Genomic DNA, 17,726 nt, shown 5'->3' on the forward strand with positions numbered 1-17,726 from the left:
GTAGGCCAGCGTCTGCCCCACGGCAGTGACCGAACGTTGCGGTGCCCGGCCGCAGGCCCACAATCAGGCCATGTCAGAAGAATCGCAGCGCCTGTCCAAGGTCGTCGCCGCGCTGGTGCCTTGCTCGCGCAGCCAGGCGGAGCAGTACATCGCCGAAGGCTGGGTGCGCGTGGACGGCAAGCGCATGGAGGAGCCGCAGTTCCGCGTCGGCAGCCAGCAGCGGGTCGAGGTCGATCCCAAGGCGCATCTGCAAGCCCCTTCGCCGGCCACGCTGCTGGTGCACAAGCCCGCCGGCATGCGCACGGCGCAAGCGCTGGTCGCGGTGACCGCCGACTCGCACTGGAGCGGCGACACCTCGGGCATCCGCCGCATCAAGAGCCACGCGGTGGGCCTCGTCGCCTTGCTGCCGTTGCCGGACGCGGCGAGCGGCCTGACCGTCTTCAGCCAGGACCGGCGCATCGTGCGCAAGCTCACCGAAGATGCGGCGCTGGTCGAGCAGGAACTGGTCGCGGAAGTGGCCGGCGCGATCGCACCCAATGGCCTCCAGCGCATGGCGCGCGGCCTCGTGCACGAGGGCAGGCCCATGCCTCCGGCGCGCGTGAGCTGGCAGAGCGAGGCACGGCTGCGCTTTGCCATGAAGGGCATCGATGCCGTGTGGGTGCCGTGGATGTGCGAGCAGGTCGGCCTGCAGCTCACCGCGTTGAAACGCATCCGCATCGGCAGCGTGGCGATGGCGGGGATGCCGTCCGGGCAGTGGCGGTATCTGCCGGCGGGCGAGCGGTTCTAGTGACGGAACGCGCGCCCGGCGGCGTCGCCGGGATCGCTATTGCGACAAGGCCAGGGCGCGGCGCATGGACTGCAGCAGGACCGCCGGGGGCACGGCGCCGGAGATGCCCAGGGCGCCGTTGAAGTCGAAGTGCGGCACGCCCATGCCGTTGCCTGCCGCCGCGTCGGCCGGATCCGGCAAGTCCGGCAACCAGGGCAGATCGTGGTGCAACGGCACATCCGCCGCCTGCGGGATCGCAATGCCGCACTCTTGCAAGGCCGCCCGCAACACCCGCGGGTCGCCGATGTCTTCGCCCTTAATGAAGTAGCGCGTGAACAGTGTTTCGATCAGCGCCGACGCCGCGTGCGTTCCTGCCTGCTCGCGCGCGAAACGCACCAGCCGGTGGGCCAGCAGCGTGTTGGGGAAGGTCTGGATCTGCGCCAGGGCCAGCGTGAGTCCCGCCTCGCGCGCGGCGGCCTGCACTTGCGCCTGCCGCGCGGCGACGGCAGTGGCGCCGCCGAGCCGTGCCTCGTAGAACTCGCGGTACGGGATGCCGGTCAGAGGGGTGTCCGGGATCAGTGGAAGCGACCGCCATTCCACGTTCACGGGGACGTCCGGTTGCTCGGCGCGCAATTGCGCGATCGCGGTGGCGAGGTGCCGCTTGCCGATGAGGCACCAGGGACAGATCAGGTCGAACGTGACGGCCACGGTCAGCGCGGGAACGGCGGGCATGGTGCGATGTTCGCCGCAGTCGGGCTCGGGGACACCCTCCTTGAGGAGGGGCTTCGTCAAAACCGGGCGGCAACTTCCCGTTACGTGCACGGATGTCGAAAATCCAGGGACCTGTTCGTCATCCCGGTACGTGCCGCGCTTCGCGGCCGCCCTCACCAAGGAGAGCTCGCATGAACTACATCGATGGCTTCGTCGTCCCGGTGCCGACGGCGAACAAGGAGACCTACCGCAGCGTCGCGCAGAAGGCGAGCACCGTGTTCAAGGAGAACGGCGCGCTGGCGGTCGTCGAATGCTGGGGCGACGACGTGCCGGAGGGAAAGGTCACCTCCTTCCCGATGGCGGTGCAGCGCAAGCGGGACGAGACGGTGGTCTTCTCCTGGATCATGTGGCCGTCCAAGGCCGTCCGCGACACGGGAATGAAGAAGGCCATGGAGGACCCACGGCTCAAGGAAGGCATGAACCCGATGCCTTTCGACGGCCAGCGGATGATCTACGGCGGCTTCCAGGTGATCGTCAGCGAGTAGGAAGGCGTGGCCTTTCGGCGCAGTCGCCTGTTCGTACGGTGGCGCGGCGCAGTCTTGGTTGCACGGTGGCGCGGCGCAGTCCGGATTTGTAGGGTGGCGCGGCGCAGCCGCGGAAGGTGAGCGCGAGCGAATCCCACCGCTGCGCGCTCGGTGGGGTTCACTTCGTTCACCTCCACCCTACAACAAGGCCGACTCACTCCGGCCGGATGTTCCCCGCCTTCATCACCTTGGTCCAGCGCTCCAGGTCGCCCGCGAGGAACTTCGCGAACTGCTCGGGCGTGCCGCCCACGGGCACCAGCGCGTTCTGCTTCAGCGCATCCAGGAAGGCCGGCGAGTGCAGGGCCTTGTTCGCGTCGACGTTGATCTTCTGCACGATGTCCGCGGGCATGCCCGCGGGCCCGAGCAGGCCACCGTAGACCGGGAACTCGAACTTGGGGAAACCGGCTTGCGCCATCGTGGGCACGTTCGGAAGTTGCGTCAGGCGCGCATCTCCGGTGATCGCGAGGACCTTGATGGTTCCGGTGTTCACGTGGGGCAGCAGCGCGGCCGCCGACGTGAAATAGGCCTGCACGTGGCCGGCGATCAGGTCGTTCAGCGCCGGAGCGGCACCCTTGTACGCGATGTGCGTGATGTCCACGCCGGTCTGCTGCTTCAGCATCTCCATCGCGATGTGGCCGCTGTTGCCGATGCCCGGGGACGAGTAGGTGAGCGCCGGCTTGGAGTCACGGGCCAGCTTGATGAACTCCTGCAGGTTGTTCACCGGCAGCTTCGCGTTGACGGCCAGCGCATGCGGCGCGTCCACCAGGTTCACGATGGGCGTGAAGTCCTTCAGCACGTCGAACGGCAGCTTCTGCAGCGCCTGGTTCATCGTGGTCGGCCCGGCCGTGCCCAGCACCAGCGTGTAGCCGTCAGCGGGAGCCTTGGCCGCCTGCTGGAAGGCGATGGCGCCGTTCGCGCCGGGCTTGTTCTCGACCACGACGGGTTGGCCCCAGGCAGTGGTGAGTTCCTTGGCAATCAGCCGCGCGATGATGTCGTTCGCGCCGCCGGGCGCAAAGCCCACCAGGATCTTCACCGGCTTGTCGGGATAGGCCGCCCACGCTGGGGCGGCAGCCGCTGCCGTCATGACCGCCGCCGTGCCCAGCACCTTGAGCGTTTTGAGGAATTGCATGTTGTGTCCTTCGTGGATGGCTTGCGGGTTCAGGCGCGGTTGCCCAGGTCGCGCACGCGCAGCAGCAACGCGCGCGTGTTGCCGGCGGCACCGATGGCGCGCTGCGCATCCGGTGCGACCGAGAAGACGTCGAGACGTTCCATCCCGACCGGCTTGTCATTCCACAGCACCTGCGGTTGACCTTCGAGCGCGACGAAGACTTCCCGGCAGTCGCTGCGCCAGGCGTCGGACAGCTTTCCGGCCGGCACCTCGAGGAAGTCCACCTGGAAGTCGTGCGGAGTGCGCAGGGCGGCGCGTGCGTCGTTCGTCGCGATCAGCCGGCGCAGCAGCAGGCCTCCGGTCTCCTCCACCTTCAGGTTGGCGAAGCGCGCAATGTGCCGGGCTTCCGCCTCCTCGGGCGAGAAGTCGACGAGGTCGTCGCTGATCGAGAAGTCCTGGGGCAGGCCGGCGGCGGCGTCGGCGGCAGCGATCTCCTTGGTCACCTTGATGCCCTTCTTCGCGTCTTCCAGCGTGGTGTCGAACAGCGACAGCATCTGGCTTTCGCGCGGCGCCACTTCCACCGCCTCGAACTTGCGCAGCACGTTCAGCGGCAGGGAAAAGGCATCGTAGGTCCCGAGCCGCGCGCGGTGGTGGCCATTGCTGCCGTAGTCGACATGGTACGCGGAGCGGATCGGGATGAAGACTTCGGGATACTCGTGCGCGTGCAGCGTGGGTCCGTTGCCGGCGGACGAATCGATCGAGCCGATCTGGAAGTTGTGCTTCACGCGCACCGGCGCGTTGGGCGCGCGGCTGATCATGCGGATGATCTTGCGGCGTCGGCCTTCCGCATTGACGTCGCCGTACGCGCCGCGGTCCCAATCGAGCGTGGCATAGCGGGCGAACGAGCCTTCCGGCAGGAAGGCGGGCACGGGCGCGGGAGAGTTGGTTTGTGCTTGGGTCATGGTCGAGGTGCGTTGCTAAGATGAACGGTGGCAATGAAGGATCGAGAAGGCGAGATGCCCGGCAAGGACTTGTTGCGGAAGCTGGACTTGCACGCGCTACGGTGCCTGTGCGTGCTGGTGGAGCATTCGCACGTTTCGCGTGCTGCCGACGCGCTGGGCATCAGCCAGCCCGCCATGAGCGCGATGCTGGCGCAGCTGCGCGATGTGTTCCAGGACCCGCTGCTCGTGCGCACGGCCAAGGGCATGGCGCCCACGCCGAACGCCACGCGCATCGCGGCCAGCGCCCGCGCCGCCCTGGAGCTGATGGAGGATTCGTTCGCGCTCACCCGCGCGTTCGATCCGGCGACCGCGGAAACGACGTTCCACCTCAGTGCCACTGAATCGGTGGGGTTCATGCTGGTGCCGCGCCTCACGGAGGTCCTGGAGCGCCTGGCCCCGCACGTGCGCCTGTCGATCAGCCCTTCGGAGCCTTCGCGGCTGCGTGAGCAATTGCAGGACGGCGAGGCGGATCTCGTGGTCGCCTACCAGCCGCACGCGCCCGACGCCCTCTACACCTCGACGCTGTACCAGCAGGAGCTGCGCGTTGTCGTCGCGCGCAACCATCCGCGCATCCAGGGGAGGCTGTCCGAAGAGCAGTACATGGACGAACGGCACGTGCACTACAAGCCCTTGAAAGGCCACTCCAGCATCGAGCGCCAGGTGGACGAGGCTTTCGCCGCCCGCGGGCGCACGCGTCGCGTGGGTGTCATCGTGCCCTCCGCGCTGGCGTCGGCGCCCATCGTAGCGGCCTCCACGCACATTGCCACCCTGACGCTCGCCGTCGCGGAGCATGCAGCGCGCGCCGACGCCTTGCAGGTGCTGGAGCCGCCCTTTCCGCTGGGCGCGGTTCGCGTCGCGATGTTCTGGCACGAGCGCACGCATGCGAGTTCCGCGCACGTCTGGCTGCGTGAAGTGATCCGGGACCTGTTCCACGGCAGCTGAGCGGGCGGCTAGGCAGCCAGCTCGCGGACGAGGAAGTGCACGATGTCGTCCAGGCGCGCACCGCCCGGGTTGACGTGGCCACCGGGGTAGATGGACATGCTCTTTCGCTCGGTCGCCAGGGCGTCGAAGAGCTCGAACTGCCCTTCATGGGTGAAGAGCTCGTCGTTCCACTGCAGCGAGAACAAGGTCGGGCAGCGCACGGCGCGGGCGTCCTCTACCAGACGCTGGCTGTTGACGCGCGACGTTCCCCACATGCCGATGACGGCCGCGCGGATGCGCGGCTCGTTGGCCAGCAGCGGCAAGCCATAGGCGGTGCCCATGGACAGGCCGTAGTAGCCGATGCGCGTGGCGTCGATCTCGCGGAAGGCACAGAGCGCCTGCAGCACGGCGCGCCAATCCGCGACCATGGGCTCGACGCTGCCGCCGGCCTCCCACAGCGCACGAAAGTCGTCGCGCACGGTGCCAGGCGCTGCAGGAATCGCCCTCCGGTCGCCATGCACGGGGCCATCCATCGCTGCGACGGCAAAACCGCGATCACGCACCAGAGGCGTGACCACGTCCAGCACGAACTCGGAGCGCTTGTGGCCGGAGCCGCCATGGCCCACCAGCACCAGCGGGCAGGGCTTCTGGCTCATCGGCAGCCAGACCGCGACGGGGGCGGTGCGGCCGGCCACGGCACAGGTGAAGGTGCGCTCGGCAATGCCGCGGCTTTCGGAATGGGGAGAGGGGCTCGTCGGCATCACGCATCATTCCCCGCGAGGGTGTCCGCCGCAATCCTCCGGCGCGGATACGGGTATCAGGGTTCGCTGATAACCAGAGGGGCCTTGCCTGCCTGTCTCTCGCCTCGTCGGCTCATCACACCCTACCCATTGCCGATCGCGTGTGCGACCGGGCAGGTAGGACCTTCGCCCAATACGGCCCCCACGCCCAAAGCCCGATAGTCCGGCCATGTCACGCCTGACCCTCCTCCTCGCCGCGCTGTGCCTGGCGCCGTCGCTCACCTTGGCGCAGGCCACTTCGCCCCCGCTGGAGGGCCGCCTGAAGAAGGTGCAGGAAACAAGGACGATCGCCGTGGCGTACCGCCCGGATGCCCTGCCCTTTTCCTACGAAGACGCCGACAAGAAACCCGCCGGCTACACCATCGACCTGTGCCGCGCGGTCATCGCGAGCATCGAAAGCCAGCTGGGCGTGGGACCGCTGCAGGTGCGCTGGGTGCCCGTGTCGGTGGCGACGCGCTTCACGACCGTGGCCAGCGGCCAGGCCGACATGGAATGCGGCGCCAGCACGGTGACGCTGTCGCGCAAGAAGGAAGTGGGCTTTTCGTCGCTCACCTTCGTCGACGGCACCGGCCTGCTGGTGCTCAAGTCGACACCGGGCTATTCGCTCTCGGCGCTGGCGGGCAAGAAGATCGGCGTGCTGCGCGGCACCAGCAACGAACGCGCGCTCGCGGATGCGATGAAGGCAATGTCGGTCTCCGCCACCGTCGTTCCCGTGTCCTCGCGCGAGGAAGGCCTCGCGCAACTCGAGTCGGGCGCGATCGACGCGATTGCCAGCGACCGCGTGCTGCTGCTGGGCCTGGCCGCCAAGGCGAAGGACCCGTCGAAGACGGCGCTGCTGGCCGAAGCGCTGTCCTACGAGCCCTACGCCATCGTGCTGCCGCGAGGCGACTGGGTGTTGCAACAGGCGGTCGACGCCGCGCTGGCCAAGGTCTATTCCAACCCCGAACAGCTGGAGCAGATCTACATGCGCTGGTTCTCCGGCCTGGGCGAGCCCAGCCCTGCCTTGCAGATCATCTACGGCCTGGGGCGCTTGCCGGAATAGGCGCCGCGCGGCGCGCGCCGCTCAGCCTCCGGCCGCCTTCAAGGACCCGAGCAGTTCCCGCAGCGCATCGATCTCCGCCGGCTTGACCAGATGGTGGTCGAAGCCCGCCTCGCGCGCGCGCCGGCGGTCGTCCTCCTGGCCCCAGCCGGTCAGCGCAACCAGCGTGGTGGGCGCATCGGGGAAGCGCGTGCGGATCGCGCGGGCCACTTCGTAGCCATTCATCTCCGGCATGCCGATGTCCAGCAGCACGACGCGGGGCTGGAAGGACGCGAACGTCTGCAGGGCTTCGCGGCCGTCGCGCGCCACGCGAACCTGCGCACCCATCATGGCCAGCACCTGCCCCAGGGTGTCGCCGGCGTCGTGGTTGTCGTCGACCACCAGCGCCGCAACGCCATGCAGGCCCGGATCCTCGAGGCGGGTGGGCGCCACCGCCTCCGGCGTGTCCACGATCGCAGCGATCGGCAGGCGCACCACGAACTCGCTGCCCTTGCCCGCGCCCTCGCTGTGGCCCTCCAGCGTGCCGCCATGCATCTCGGCCAGCCGCCGCGACAAGGCCAGCCCGATCCCCAGCCCGCCCTGCGTCCGCCCGCTGTCGCGGTGGCCGCGCGTGAACATCGCGAACATGCTCGGGAGCATCTCCGGCTCGATCCCGATGCCGCTGTCCTGCACGCTCACGACCGCGTGGCCGTCCTGCGCTGAAGCGCGCACCCGGATGCTGCCGCCCTCCTCGCTGTACTTCGCGGCGTTGTTCAACAGGTTGGCCAGCACCTGCGCCAGCCGCACCGGGTCACCCTCGAGCCACACCGGCTCGGGCGGCAGTTCCACTTCGAGGGCATGGCCCGCTGCAGTCACCAGCGGCTCGCTGGTCTCGACGGCGTTCTGCACGACCGTGGCCAGCTCCACCCGTTCCTTGCGCAGCGACACCGTGCCCCGGCTGATGCGCGAGACCTCCAGCAGGTCGTCGACCAGGCGCACGAGGTGGTTCACCTGACGCTCCATGATCGCGCGCACCGGTGCGGCCTTCGCGTTGTCACCGTCGATGCGGCGCAGCAAGGCCAGCGAGTTGCGCAAGGGCGCGAGCGGGTTGCGCAGCTCGTGCGAGAGGGTGGCGAGGAATTCGTCCTTGGCGCGGTCGGCCTCCGCCAGGCTGGCCGCTTGCTGCCGCAGCGCCTGCTCCGCGGCCTGCCGGTCGGTGATGTCGCGGGTCGTGCCCGCGATCGCCACCACCTCGCCCTGGGAGTCGAGCACGGGCGCGAAGATGTAGTCGTAGACCCGCGTGCCGTTGGTGCCGGTGAAAGGGATCTCGCCGCGGATCGGTGCGCGCGTGCGGATGACCCGGTCGATCTCGGCGTCATGCAGGTCGGCGTGCCACTGTTCGTAGCCCAGGTCCATCCAGCGCTTGCCGCGGACATCGTCCACGCCCCACACCTTCAGCAGCGCCTCGTTGGCGTACAGGGCGCGGTGGTCGAGATCGAAGACATAGACGAAATCCGGCGTGCTGTTCAGCGCCGTTTCGTAGATGCGCCGCTGCGTTTCCGACTCCGCCATCAGGCGCTCGCGATCGGCCTGCAGCACCTTCTGTTCCGTGACGTCGCGGAAGTACACCGACAGGCCCTCGGGCGCCGGAAAGGTGGACACCTCGTACCAGCGCTGGTGGCCGGGGTAGAACGCGGTGAAGGTGGTCGACTCGCGTTGGTACATCGTGCGGCGGTAGCAGCGCTCGAATTCGGTGCCCTCCAGCCCGGGATGCTCGTTCCACAGCTTGCGGCCTGCCAAGGTGCCGGGTTCGCGGTTCAGGATGCGGTGCGCCTGCTGGTTCACGAAGTCGAAGCGCCACTGGCTGTCGAGCGTGAAGAAGCCCTCGGCGATGCTCTCCAGGATGGCCACCGCGTCCCGATTGGTCTTGGCGGTCGCTTCGTCGACGCGGTGCACGATGTACTCCACCTCGCCCTCGGCGGAGAGCACCGGCGCGTTGACCGGGTTCCAGAACCTTTCCTCGAAGGCGCCGCCGGCGGACGCCGGCAGCCGCACGTCATAGCGCTGCGTCGGCATCGTGTCGGTCGCGCGCGTGGCCAGCACCCGCTCGAACGACGCGCGCAGGTTGGCCACGGCCCTGGTGAACAGCGCGTCGGGGTTGTCCGGAAACACGGTGAAGATCGGCTGCCCCAGGATGCTGCGGTCGGTGTGGGTCGCGCGCAGGTAGTCGTCGCTGGCGGCGACGATCGTGAACGGTTCGTCCGCCCGCACCACCAGGAACAGGCCCGGCAGGCTCTGGACGAAGCGCTGCGCCTGGTCGTACGTCAAGGCAGGGCTGGGGCCGTGGACGGCCCGGGGGTGGACTGGGAAAAGCAACTCATCAGTGAATCCATGCGGTGCCGGGCAGCGCGGCGGGACGATTCTAGGGAGGTCGGAGGGCCGTGGGTGGGTACGGCCGGCAACGCCCGTCGTCTGGCGCCGGCTCGGCAATGGTTCAGATTGGATCCGAAGGCGGCGCCGGGCTGCCCGAGATCGTCATCGGTCCGGGGCTAAGCCGCCGGCATGTAGCGCGGCAGCACCATGCGGAAGGTCGTCGCCTGTCGCGACGAATCGACCTCGAGCGCGCCGCCGTGGGCCACGGCGATGGCCTTGGCGATGAACAGGCCGAGGCCCAGCCCTTCGCCGCGCCCGCCGTGGCTGCGCCCGGAACGGAAGGGCTCGAAGATGCGCGGCAGCACCTCCGCGGGGATCGCGCCTTCGTTGTGCACTTCGACGGCCACGCGCTGGGCGTCGCCCGTGAGCCGCAGCCGCACCGGTGAACCAGGCGTGCCGTGCTGCACGGCGTTCGCGGTGAGGTTGGTGATGGCCTGCAGGATGCGCTGCTCGTCCCAGGCGCCGTTGCCGTCCGCTTCGCAATCGAAGGTGACCTGGCGGTTGGTCGCGATGGCCTTCACGTCGGCGATGATGTCCTGGCACAGGGCGCGCAGGTCGGTGGGCCGGCGGACGACGGCGATGCCGGCGCCTTCGCGCTCGCGCGACAAGTCCAGCAGGTCGCCCACGATGTGCTGGATGCGCCCCACTCCCCGCGTGACCATCTCGACCTGCTTGCGCGTGGGGCTGTCGCTCGCCGCCGTCCGGTCCAGGACGTGCGCTGCGAGCTGGATCGAGTTCAGCGGGTCGCGGATGTCGTGGCTCACGATCGCCAGGATCCACTTCTCGAAGTCGCGTGCCAGCTCCAGCTGCTCGCGGGCGTGCTCCTCCTGCACGGCTTGCGCGCTGCGTCGCTCGTCCACGTCGATGCAGCTGCCGATGAAGCCGGCAAAGGCGCCGGCGTCATCCGTGTAAGGCACGCCGCGGTCGAAGATCCAGCGGAACACGCCGTCGCCGCGGCGCAGCCGGTATTCCATCTCGAAGGGCTCGCGGCGGTGGAAGTGGTCGAGATAGTGCGCGACGCAGCGCTGGAAGTCGTCCGGGTGCACGCCCTCGGCCCAGCCATCGCCCATTTCCTGTTCCAGGGTGCGGCCGGTGTATGCGAGCCAGGTGGCGTTGAAGTAATCGCACTTGGCGTCGGTGCCCGCACGCCACACCATCACCGGCGAGTGCTCGACGAGGAGCCGGTATTCGGTGGACGTCAGCAGGCTGTCCATCGGACCAATATGCCATATCGGTCAGTGGGCTGGTGACCGGGTGTCCCCGGTGATCGAGTAAACGCGCCGCCGGGGACCTACCCCGACCACGAGAACGGCGCATAGTGGCCGTTGCGCGTGCCGCTCTCGTCGTTCCAGCGGATCCCGAACGCGTTGAACACGCTGCGCACCGCCTTCGCCAGCGCCAGGCGCGAGTTCACCGGGTGCGAGGCGTTGTCGATGGCGAGCGGCTTGCCTTCCATGTTCAGCACGCCCTCGCAGGTTTGGTCCACCAGGTCGCCGGCGCTCGCGGTCCATTTCTCGCCGTCGTGGCTGATGGTCACCTTGGCGCGCTCCACGCCGGCGAACTTGCCCACCAGCGGCGCCATCATGGCCATGGGCCCGCCCGCGGCGCCGCTGGCGATCGCGGTGATCGCTTCCACCTGCGCGTTGCTGGCGGCCGAATCGATGATGAGGCCCACCGTCATGTTGCCGGCGCCCATGGGCCCCTTGGACTCCAGGAGGGTGATGAATGAGATGCCCGACAGCGACACGCCGTCCTTGCTGCCGCTCTCGATGTGCATCCCGAGCGCGGCCTTGCAGTTGCCTTCCGTTGGCGTGCCCTGGAGGTTGGTGACGATGCACGGGCACAGGAACGCGCAGTTGCACGTCTCCATGTACTGACCGGAGATCTGCCAGGCCATGGGCCCTCCTCGCGTTGTGAGTCCTTGTCCGGCTCAGGATAGTCGACCGCGGCCGGGTTTCAAGTCGAGTTGACAGGCGCGGCCAAGACGCGGATCGTCCTCGACCATGGACAGCACCGCACGCCCCCTCGCCGCAGCCGCCGTTCCCCTCGGGACGGCCCTGGCCGCGTGGGCGCTGCTGGCGTGGATGGCGCTGGACATGGGGCACCCGCTGGTGCAGCTCACGATGCCGGGAGCCCCGGACTGGTCGCTGGCCAACGTGGTGGCGATCTTCGTGATGTGGGCCGTGATGATGGCCGCCATGATGTTGCCCTCGGCGCTGCCCATGCTGCTTGCCTTCGTGCGGCTGAACGACGAGCAGGGCGAGCAGGGTCGCGCCCGTGCCTTCGAGGCCGCCTACCTGGTCGTGTGGACCGGCTTCAGTGCACTGGCGACCGCGCTGCAGTGGGTGCTGCAGTGGATGGACTGGGTGGATCCCATGATCGTCAGCACCTCCACGGGGCTGACCGCGGCGCTGCTGCTGATCGCCGGTGTCTTCCAGTTCACGTCCGTCAAGCGGGTGTGCCTGGGGCGGTGTCGCACGCCCATCGCCTATCTGGTCGGCGAGTGGAGGCCGCGCCTGGCCGGCGCGTGGGCCATGGGGCTGCGGCACGGGTTGATGTGCGTGGGCTGCTGCTGGGCGCTGATGGCCTTGCTGTTCGTCGGAGGCGTGATGAACATCGCATGGGTCGCGGCGCTGGCGGTGGGCGTCGCGATCGAGAAGATGGTCCCCTGGGGCGACCGCGTGGCGACCGTGCTGGGAATCGCGCTGATCGCCGCCGGATTGGCGAGGCTCGTGGCGGCAGGCGGGATGGGATGACCCGGCGGGCCATTGCCCCTCACCCTAGCGACACTTTCGCGCTACCTGCGTAAAGTGGTTGCCCCCAGGCTGCCGCCGCGCCATGCCGGCGCGGAGCGGCGCTGGCCCATTGCCGAGGAGGCCGCCATGACCAGGAACACGCTTCTCCGCATCGCGGGCATCGCGCTCGCCGCGCTTCTCGCTGCCGCGCCCTCGGCAGCGCAGCAGAAAAAGATCCTCGCCGTCGTCGTCAAGGGCCTGGACAACCCCTTCTTCACGGTGCTCGGCGACGGCTGCGCGAAGTGGAACAAGGAGAACCCCACGTCCGAGTACACCTGCCTGTACACGGGCCCGGCCTCCAGCGCCGACGAAGCGGGCGAGGTCCAGATCGTCGAGGACCTGATCAACAAGGGCGTGGCCGGCATCGCCATCTCGCCGTCCAACGCGCCGGCGATGGCCAAGATGCTCAAGGACAAGCAGCCCAAGATGCCGATCATGACGATCGACGCCGACCTCGCGGCAGCCGACCGCTCGCTGCGCACCACCTACCTGGGCACCAACAACTACGACATGGGCGTGCTCATGGCCAAGCACCTCACGGCGCTCAAGCCCAAGGGCGGCACGGTCTGCCTGCAGCTCGGGAACGTGGCGGCCGACAACATCAACGCGCGCGCCGCCGGCTTCCGCGACACGATCGCCGGCAAGAAGGGCGTGGCCAAGCTCAGTGGCGAGGGCGGCTGGACCGAGATCGCGGGCTGCCCCCTGTACACCAACGACCAGATCGACCTGGCCAACCAGCAGATGGCCGACGTGTTCACCAAGAACCCCAAGGCCGATGCCTTCATCCTGGTCGGCGGCTGGGCCCAGTTCGGCCCACAGGCCTATGCGCAGGTGACCGACCAGGTGATGCCGCGCCTGAAGACCAAGGAGCTGATCATCGTCGCCGGCGACACCCTGCCCCCGCAGCTGGACGCGCTGAAGTCCGGACGCAGCCACGCGCAGATCGGCCAGCGTCCCTTCGAGATGGGCTACCGCGCGCCAAGCGTGCTGATCGACCTGATCAACAAGAAGAAGGTGAGCGACCCGCTGTACACCGGCCTGGACGAATGCACGCCGGCCAACCTCGGCAAGTGCCCGGCCAAGTGACCGCGGCGTGGCCGTCCTCGAGCTGAGCGGCGTCTCCAAGCACTTCGGCGCCATCCAGGCGCTGAGCGGCGTGTCGTTGTCGCTGCAGGCCGGCGAAGTGGTCGGCCTGATGGGCGACAACGGCGCCGGCAAGTCGACCCTCGTGCGCATCATCGCCGGCAACTATCCGCAAAGCGAAGGCAGCCTCTCGCTGGAGGGCCGCGGCGTCGCCTTCCGCAAGCCCTCCGATGCGCGCGCCGCGGGCATCGAGATCGTCTACCAGGACCTCGCGCTGTGCGACAACCTCACGGCGGCCGAGAACGTGTACCTGGGGCGCGAGCTGCGCAAGGGTCTCGGCCCCTTCCGCATCCTCGACTACGCCGCGATGTACCGGCGCGCCGGCGAACTGTTCGCCGAACTGAAATCGGAGACGCGCCCGCGCGACCTGGTGCGGCGCATGTCCGGCGGCCAGCGCCAGGCGGTGGCGATCGCGCGCACGCGCCTGGCGGACCCCAAGATCGTGCTGATGGACGAGCCCACGGCCGCCATCAGCGTGCGCCAGGTGCAGGAAGTGCTCTCGCTGATCCGGCGCCTGCGCGAGCACGGCATCGCGGTGGTCCTGATCAGCCACCGCATGCCCGACGTTTTCGCCGTGGCCGACCGCATCGTGGTGCTGCGGCGCGGCCGCAAGGTGGCCGACAAGCCGATGGCGCGGAGCACGCCGGAAGAAGTGACGGGCCTGATCACCGGCGCGATCGAGGCAGCATGAGCACGGTGCGCGACGACCCCGCTGCCGCCAGCCTGGAAGACGCCATCGCGGCGCGCTCGCACGGCCACTGGCTGGCATGGCTCGCGAGCCAGCAGACCTTCTGGGTCACGCTGGCCGCGGTGGTGGCCTTCGCGGTGCTGACGCTGGCCAGCGACGTGTTCGCCACGCAGCAGAACCTGTTCAACGTCACGCGCAATTTCGCCTTCGTGGCGATCATCGCGATCGGCATGACGGCGGTGATCGTCGGCGGCGGCATCGACCTGTCGGTGGGCGCGGTGCTGGTGCTGGCGGGCATGGTGGTCGGCATGACCATGCACGACGGCCTGTCGATCTGGCTGGCCGTACCGCTCGCGCTGGGCGTCGCGCTGCTGGTGGGTGCGATCAACGGCGTGCTGATCGCGTACGTGGGCGTGCCGGCCTTCGTGGTCACGCTGGGCATGCTGTCCATCGCGCGCAGCCTGGCCATGGTGCTCTCGGGCAACCGCATGGTCTACGAGTTCGGGCCGGACCAGCCCAAGCTGCTGGCCCTGGGCGGCGGCTTCGCCGACGTGGCGATCCCGCTGGCCGGAACGGTGCGCATTCCCAATCCCGTGATCGTGCTGGTGGCGCTGACGGTGGCCGCCGCCTTCGCGTTCCGCTGGACGCGCTGGGGCCGGCACCTGTTCGCCATCGGCGGCAACGAGGGGGCCGCGGTGCTGACGGGGGTGCCGGTCAAGCGCACCAAGGTCAGCGTCTACATGTTCTGCAGCCTGTGCGCGGGGATCGCCGGGATCCTGGAGGTGGGGTGGCTGGGGACGATCACCACGGGGCTGGGGCAAGGAATGGAACTCACCGTGATCGCGGCGGCGGTGATCGGCGGGGCGAACCTGGCGGGCGGGGCGGGCACTGCATTCGGCGCCGTGGTGGGGGCGGCGTTGATCGAGGTGATCCGCAACAGCCTGACCCTGCTGGGGGTGAGTACCTTCTGGCAAGGGACGTTCGTCGGCGGCTTCATCGTCGTGGCGGCGCTGTTCGACCGCCTGCGCTCACGCGGCGCGAACGAGTGATCGGCCTGGTCCCCTTTCGGCGGTTAGCCACGGCCCGGTGGCGATGGATTGCGTTGATGCAGGGTCTGACGCTCATTGCCGCCGCAACCGTGCGAATGTTGGCGATGGGCAGTAGTCGGTAAGTACCACACCATCCTCCGGGAGGGGTGTGCGTGCTTCCGCTCTGGCTAGACTCCGCTACGGAGGTGAGACTTGGCGGTATTGATCCCGGCGATCGGGGCATGCAGGTTCGATTCGACCGGTGAGCGACGGTTGGCGGAGCGGCTCGAGGAAAAGCTCGATGCCGACTACCTGCTATGGCACAACGTGCCGATCGGTCCCAAGCAGACGCACCCCGATTTCATCGTCATCCATCCGCGCCGGGGCGCGCTGATCCTGGAGACCAAGGACTGGCGGCTCGAAACCATCGTCTAGGCCACCAAGCAGTATTTCGACATCCAGGTCGACGGCACACCGAAGACGGTCATCAACCCGCTCACGCAGGCCAGGCACTGTGCGATTCAGGTTGTCAACGCGCTGGATCGCGACAAGCAGCTCGTTCACGCCGACGGACCCCACCAGGGAAAGCTGCTCTTCCCCTGGGGCTATGGCGTCGTCTTCACCCGCATCACGCGCAAACAGTTCGAGGCGGCGGGCTTGGGCGAAGCGATCGAGCCACATCTGGTCATCTGCCAGGACGAGATGTTGGAAACGGCGGACGCGGAAGAATTCCAGCAGCGGCTGTGGAACATGTTCCCGCACGCTTTCGGCAAGGTCCTGTCGTTGCCGCAGCTGGATCGGGTGCGCTGGATCCTGTTCCCGGAGGTTCGGGTTGCGGACCAAGCCGGTCTTTTCGATGCGGAGTCGGCGGCGGAGGAAACGGACCTTCCCGACATCATGCGTGTGATGGACCTCCAGCAGGAGCAGCTCGCGCGCAGCCTGGGCGACGGTCACCGCGTGATTCACGGCGTGGCAGGATCGGGCAAGACCATGATCCTGGGCTATCGCGCGCAGCAACTCGCCCAGGCCGCTGTCACCAAACCCGTCCTGGTCCTTTGCTACAACGAGCCGCTTGCCGTCAAGTTGGACGCCATGATGGCGGCCAAGGGCCTGCGCGACCGGGTGCACGTGCGCAACTTCCACAAGTGGTGCCGGCAGCAACTGGTGGCTTTCGGGCAGCCGATCCCGGCACAAGGCCCGAAGATGTTCGACCAGATGGTGGACAACGTGATCCGCGGGGTCGAGCGCAGCCAGATCCCGTCCGGCCAGTACGGCGCCGTGCTAATCGACGAAGGACACGATTTCCATCCGGAGTGGTTCAAGCTGGTCGTGCAGATGGTGGACCCCACGACCAACAGTCTGCTCGTCTTGTACGACAGCGCCCAGAGCATCTACGAGAAGACAAAGAAGCAGAAGTTCAGCTTCAAGAGCCTGGGAATCCAGGCCCAGGGTCGCACGACCATTCTCAGGATCAATTACCGCAACACGCGACAGATCCTGGAGCTGGCCAACAAGGTGGCGAAGGACGTCCTCACGCCCGATGCCGCGGACGACGACGGCGCGCCGCTGCTGGAGCCGATCACCTGTGGACGTGATGGCCAGGCCCCGATCGTCGTCAAGCTGCCCACGCTGCACGACGAGGTGCGCAAGGTGGCGGAGTTGCTGACCAATGCGCATTCCGAAGGCCACGCTTGGGGCGACATGGCCATCCTGTGCCGCCGCCACGAATTGATGCATGCCTGCGCGCGGGAACTCGGGCGCCTGCACGTGCCGCACCAGGTGCGCCAGAAGTCAGGGCAGTACGATCCCCTCGCGAACACCGTCAAGATCATGACGATGCATGCGAGCAAGGGGCTGGAGTTTCCGGTGGTCGCGCTGCCTGCGGTCGGCGAAATGCCGGAGGCAAACGAAGATGCGGCGGAGGAAGCGCGGATCTTCTATGTGGCTGCGACGCGGGCGACGCATCGGTTGATTGTCACGGCCAGTGGTTCGCGAAGCTTTGGTCAAGTTCTGACGAGGGCCGACTGACCATGCAACAACCCGCCGAGCGCGCCCCATGACTCGAGTTGGCGTCATCGACTTCGAGACCACCGGCCTCTCGCCGGCCATGGGGGACCGCGCGACCGAGGTCGCCATCGTCATGACCGAGAACGGCAAGGTCGTCGACCGCTTCCAGTCGCTGATGAACGCCGGCGTGCGCATCCCGGCCTTCATCGAGCAGTACACCGGCATCAGCAACGAGATGATCCGCACGGCACCGCCGGCCGCGGACGTGATGGCCGATGCGCTGCGCTTCGTGCAGGGCGCACCGCTCGTTGCGCACAATGCCTCCTTCGACCAGCGCTTCTGGTCCTCGGAAGTGGCCCGGCTCGGCCCCGACGCCGACCAGCGCCACGCATTCGCCTGCACGATGCTGCTGTCGCGCCGGCTGTACCCGCAGGCGGGCAGCTACCGCCTGCAGTCGCTCGCGTCCTTCCATGCGCTGCCCCCGGCTGGCCGCGCCCACCGCGCGATGGCCGACGCCGAAGTAGCCGCGGCATTGCTCTCGCGCATCCGCGAGGACATCCAGCGCGAGTACGAGGTGGACGCCGCGCCGCACGACTTGCTGGTGAAACTGCAACGCACCCCGCGCAAGGCCGTGCCGAAGGCGATCCAGGCGTACTTCGAAGCTGCCGCGAACTGAGCGGCCTGCCCGTCGCTTGGTGATCGCCCTGTAGACAACAGGAAGGC

16 protein-coding genes and 1 pseudogene are annotated in these 17,726 nt (G+C 68.2%); 10 read left to right on the forward strand and 7 right to left on the reverse strand.

Features of this window, described 5'->3' with window-relative positions:
• Positions 1-70 precede the first annotated feature (70 nt).
• Positions 71-787, forward strand: coding sequence for an RNA pseudouridine synthase (locus tag AC3EGR_RS05415; protein ID WP_488545429.1), 717 nt, complete (start codon positions 71-73; stop codon positions 785-787).
• Positions 788-823: 36 nt separating this feature from the next.
• Here AC3EGR_RS05415 and AC3EGR_RS05420 read toward each other — a convergent pair whose 3' ends face one another.
• On the reverse strand, positions 824-1,498 hold the full coding sequence (locus tag AC3EGR_RS05420) for a DsbA family oxidoreductase (RefSeq protein ID WP_488545430.1): 675 nt from the start codon (positions 1,496-1,498) through the stop codon (positions 824-826).
• A gap of 170 nt (positions 1,499-1,668) precedes the next feature.
• On the opposite strand from AC3EGR_RS05420, the gene AC3EGR_RS05425 reads away from it, so the two are divergent.
• Entirely contained in the window at positions 1,669-2,022 is a 354-nt protein-coding gene (locus AC3EGR_RS05425) for a DUF1428 domain-containing protein (RefSeq protein ID WP_488545431.1), read from the forward strand.
• 193 nt (positions 2,023-2,215) lie between these two features.
• Here AC3EGR_RS05425 and AC3EGR_RS05430 read toward each other — a convergent pair whose 3' ends face one another.
• Together AC3EGR_RS05430 and AC3EGR_RS05435 are read right to left on the reverse strand one after the other, a co-directional pair.
• On the reverse strand, positions 2,216-3,190 hold the full coding sequence (locus AC3EGR_RS05430; RefSeq protein ID WP_488545432.1) for a Bug family tripartite tricarboxylate transporter substrate binding protein: 975 nt from the start codon (positions 3,188-3,190) through the stop codon (positions 2,216-2,218).
• A gap of 29 nt (positions 3,191-3,219) precedes the next feature.
• Complete coding sequence (locus AC3EGR_RS05435) at positions 3,220-4,131, reverse strand: cupin domain-containing protein (protein WP_488545433.1); 912 nt, start codon at positions 4,129-4,131, stop codon at positions 3,220-3,222.
• Positions 4,132-4,164: 33 nt separating this feature from the next.
• On the opposite strand from AC3EGR_RS05435, the gene AC3EGR_RS05440 reads away from it, so the two are divergent.
• A complete protein-coding gene (locus tag AC3EGR_RS05440) occupies positions 4,165-5,112 on the forward strand; it encodes a LysR family transcriptional regulator (RefSeq protein WP_488545434.1) in 948 nt (315 codons plus the stop codon).
• Between the two features lie 8 nt (positions 5,113-5,120).
• Here AC3EGR_RS05440 and AC3EGR_RS05445 read toward each other — a convergent pair whose 3' ends face one another.
• Positions 5,121-5,852, reverse strand: a complete 732-nt coding sequence (locus AC3EGR_RS05445; protein WP_488545435.1) for an alpha/beta hydrolase family protein — start codon at positions 5,850-5,852, stop codon at positions 5,121-5,123.
• A 208-nt stretch (positions 5,853-6,060) separates the two neighbouring features.
• Here AC3EGR_RS05445 and AC3EGR_RS05450 point away from each other — a divergent pair, with 208 nt between their 5' ends.
• A complete protein-coding gene (locus AC3EGR_RS05450) occupies positions 6,061-6,933 on the forward strand; it encodes an amino acid ABC transporter substrate-binding protein (protein WP_488545436.1) in 873 nt (290 codons plus the stop codon).
• A gap of 21 nt (positions 6,934-6,954) precedes the next feature.
• Here the strand turns inward: AC3EGR_RS05450 and AC3EGR_RS05455 are convergent, their stop codons facing one another.
• The 3 genes from AC3EGR_RS05455 to AC3EGR_RS05465 all read right to left on the reverse strand — a co-directional run bounded on the left by AC3EGR_RS05455 (position 6,955) and on the right by AC3EGR_RS05465 (position 11,239).
• Positions 6,955-9,237, reverse strand: coding sequence for a PAS domain-containing protein (locus AC3EGR_RS05455; protein WP_488545437.1), 2,283 nt, complete (start codon positions 9,235-9,237; stop codon positions 6,955-6,957).
• Positions 9,238-9,458: 221 nt separating this feature from the next.
• Entirely contained in the window at positions 9,459-10,556 is a 1,098-nt protein-coding gene (locus tag AC3EGR_RS05460; protein ID WP_488545438.1) for a PAS domain-containing sensor histidine kinase, read from the reverse strand.
• Positions 10,557-10,633: 77 nt separating this feature from the next.
• Positions 10,634-11,239, reverse strand: a complete 606-nt coding sequence (locus tag AC3EGR_RS05465) for a DUF1326 domain-containing protein (protein ID WP_488545439.1) — start codon at positions 11,237-11,239, stop codon at positions 10,634-10,636.
• A gap of 106 nt (positions 11,240-11,345) precedes the next feature.
• On the opposite strand from AC3EGR_RS05465, the gene AC3EGR_RS05470 reads away from it, so the two are divergent.
• From AC3EGR_RS05470 to AC3EGR_RS05495, 6 genes and pseudogenes are all read left to right on the forward strand, one after another.
• The gene (locus AC3EGR_RS05470) at positions 11,346-12,098 is read left to right on the forward strand and encodes a DUF2182 domain-containing protein (RefSeq protein ID WP_488545440.1); all 753 of its coding nucleotides are present in this window, start codon (positions 11,346-11,348) and stop codon (positions 12,096-12,098) included.
• A 126-nt stretch (positions 12,099-12,224) separates the two neighbouring features.
• Entirely contained in the window at positions 12,225-13,223 is a 999-nt protein-coding gene (locus AC3EGR_RS05475) for a sugar-binding protein (protein ID WP_488545441.1), read from the forward strand.
• Positions 13,224-13,230: 7 nt separating this feature from the next.
• Positions 13,231-13,971, forward strand: coding sequence for an ATP-binding cassette domain-containing protein (locus tag AC3EGR_RS05480; protein WP_488545442.1), 741 nt, complete (start codon positions 13,231-13,233; stop codon positions 13,969-13,971).
• Entirely contained in the window at positions 13,968-15,017 is a 1,050-nt protein-coding gene (locus tag AC3EGR_RS05485; RefSeq protein ID WP_488545443.1) for an ABC transporter permease, read from the forward strand. The genes AC3EGR_RS05480 and AC3EGR_RS05485 overlap by 4 nt, the downstream gene beginning before the upstream one ends.
• A gap of 192 nt (positions 15,018-15,209) precedes the next feature.
• Positions 15,210-17,024: pseudogene (locus AC3EGR_RS05490) on the forward strand (DEAD/DEAH box helicase).
• Positions 17,025-17,052: 28 nt separating this feature from the next.
• The gene (locus tag AC3EGR_RS05495; protein ID WP_488545444.1) at positions 17,053-17,679 is read left to right on the forward strand and encodes a 3'-5' exonuclease; all 627 of its coding nucleotides are present in this window, start codon (positions 17,053-17,055) and stop codon (positions 17,677-17,679) included.
• The last annotated feature ends 47 nt before the right edge of the window (positions 17,680-17,726 follow it).

This window comes from Ramlibacter sp. G4-7, assembly GCF_057784995.1.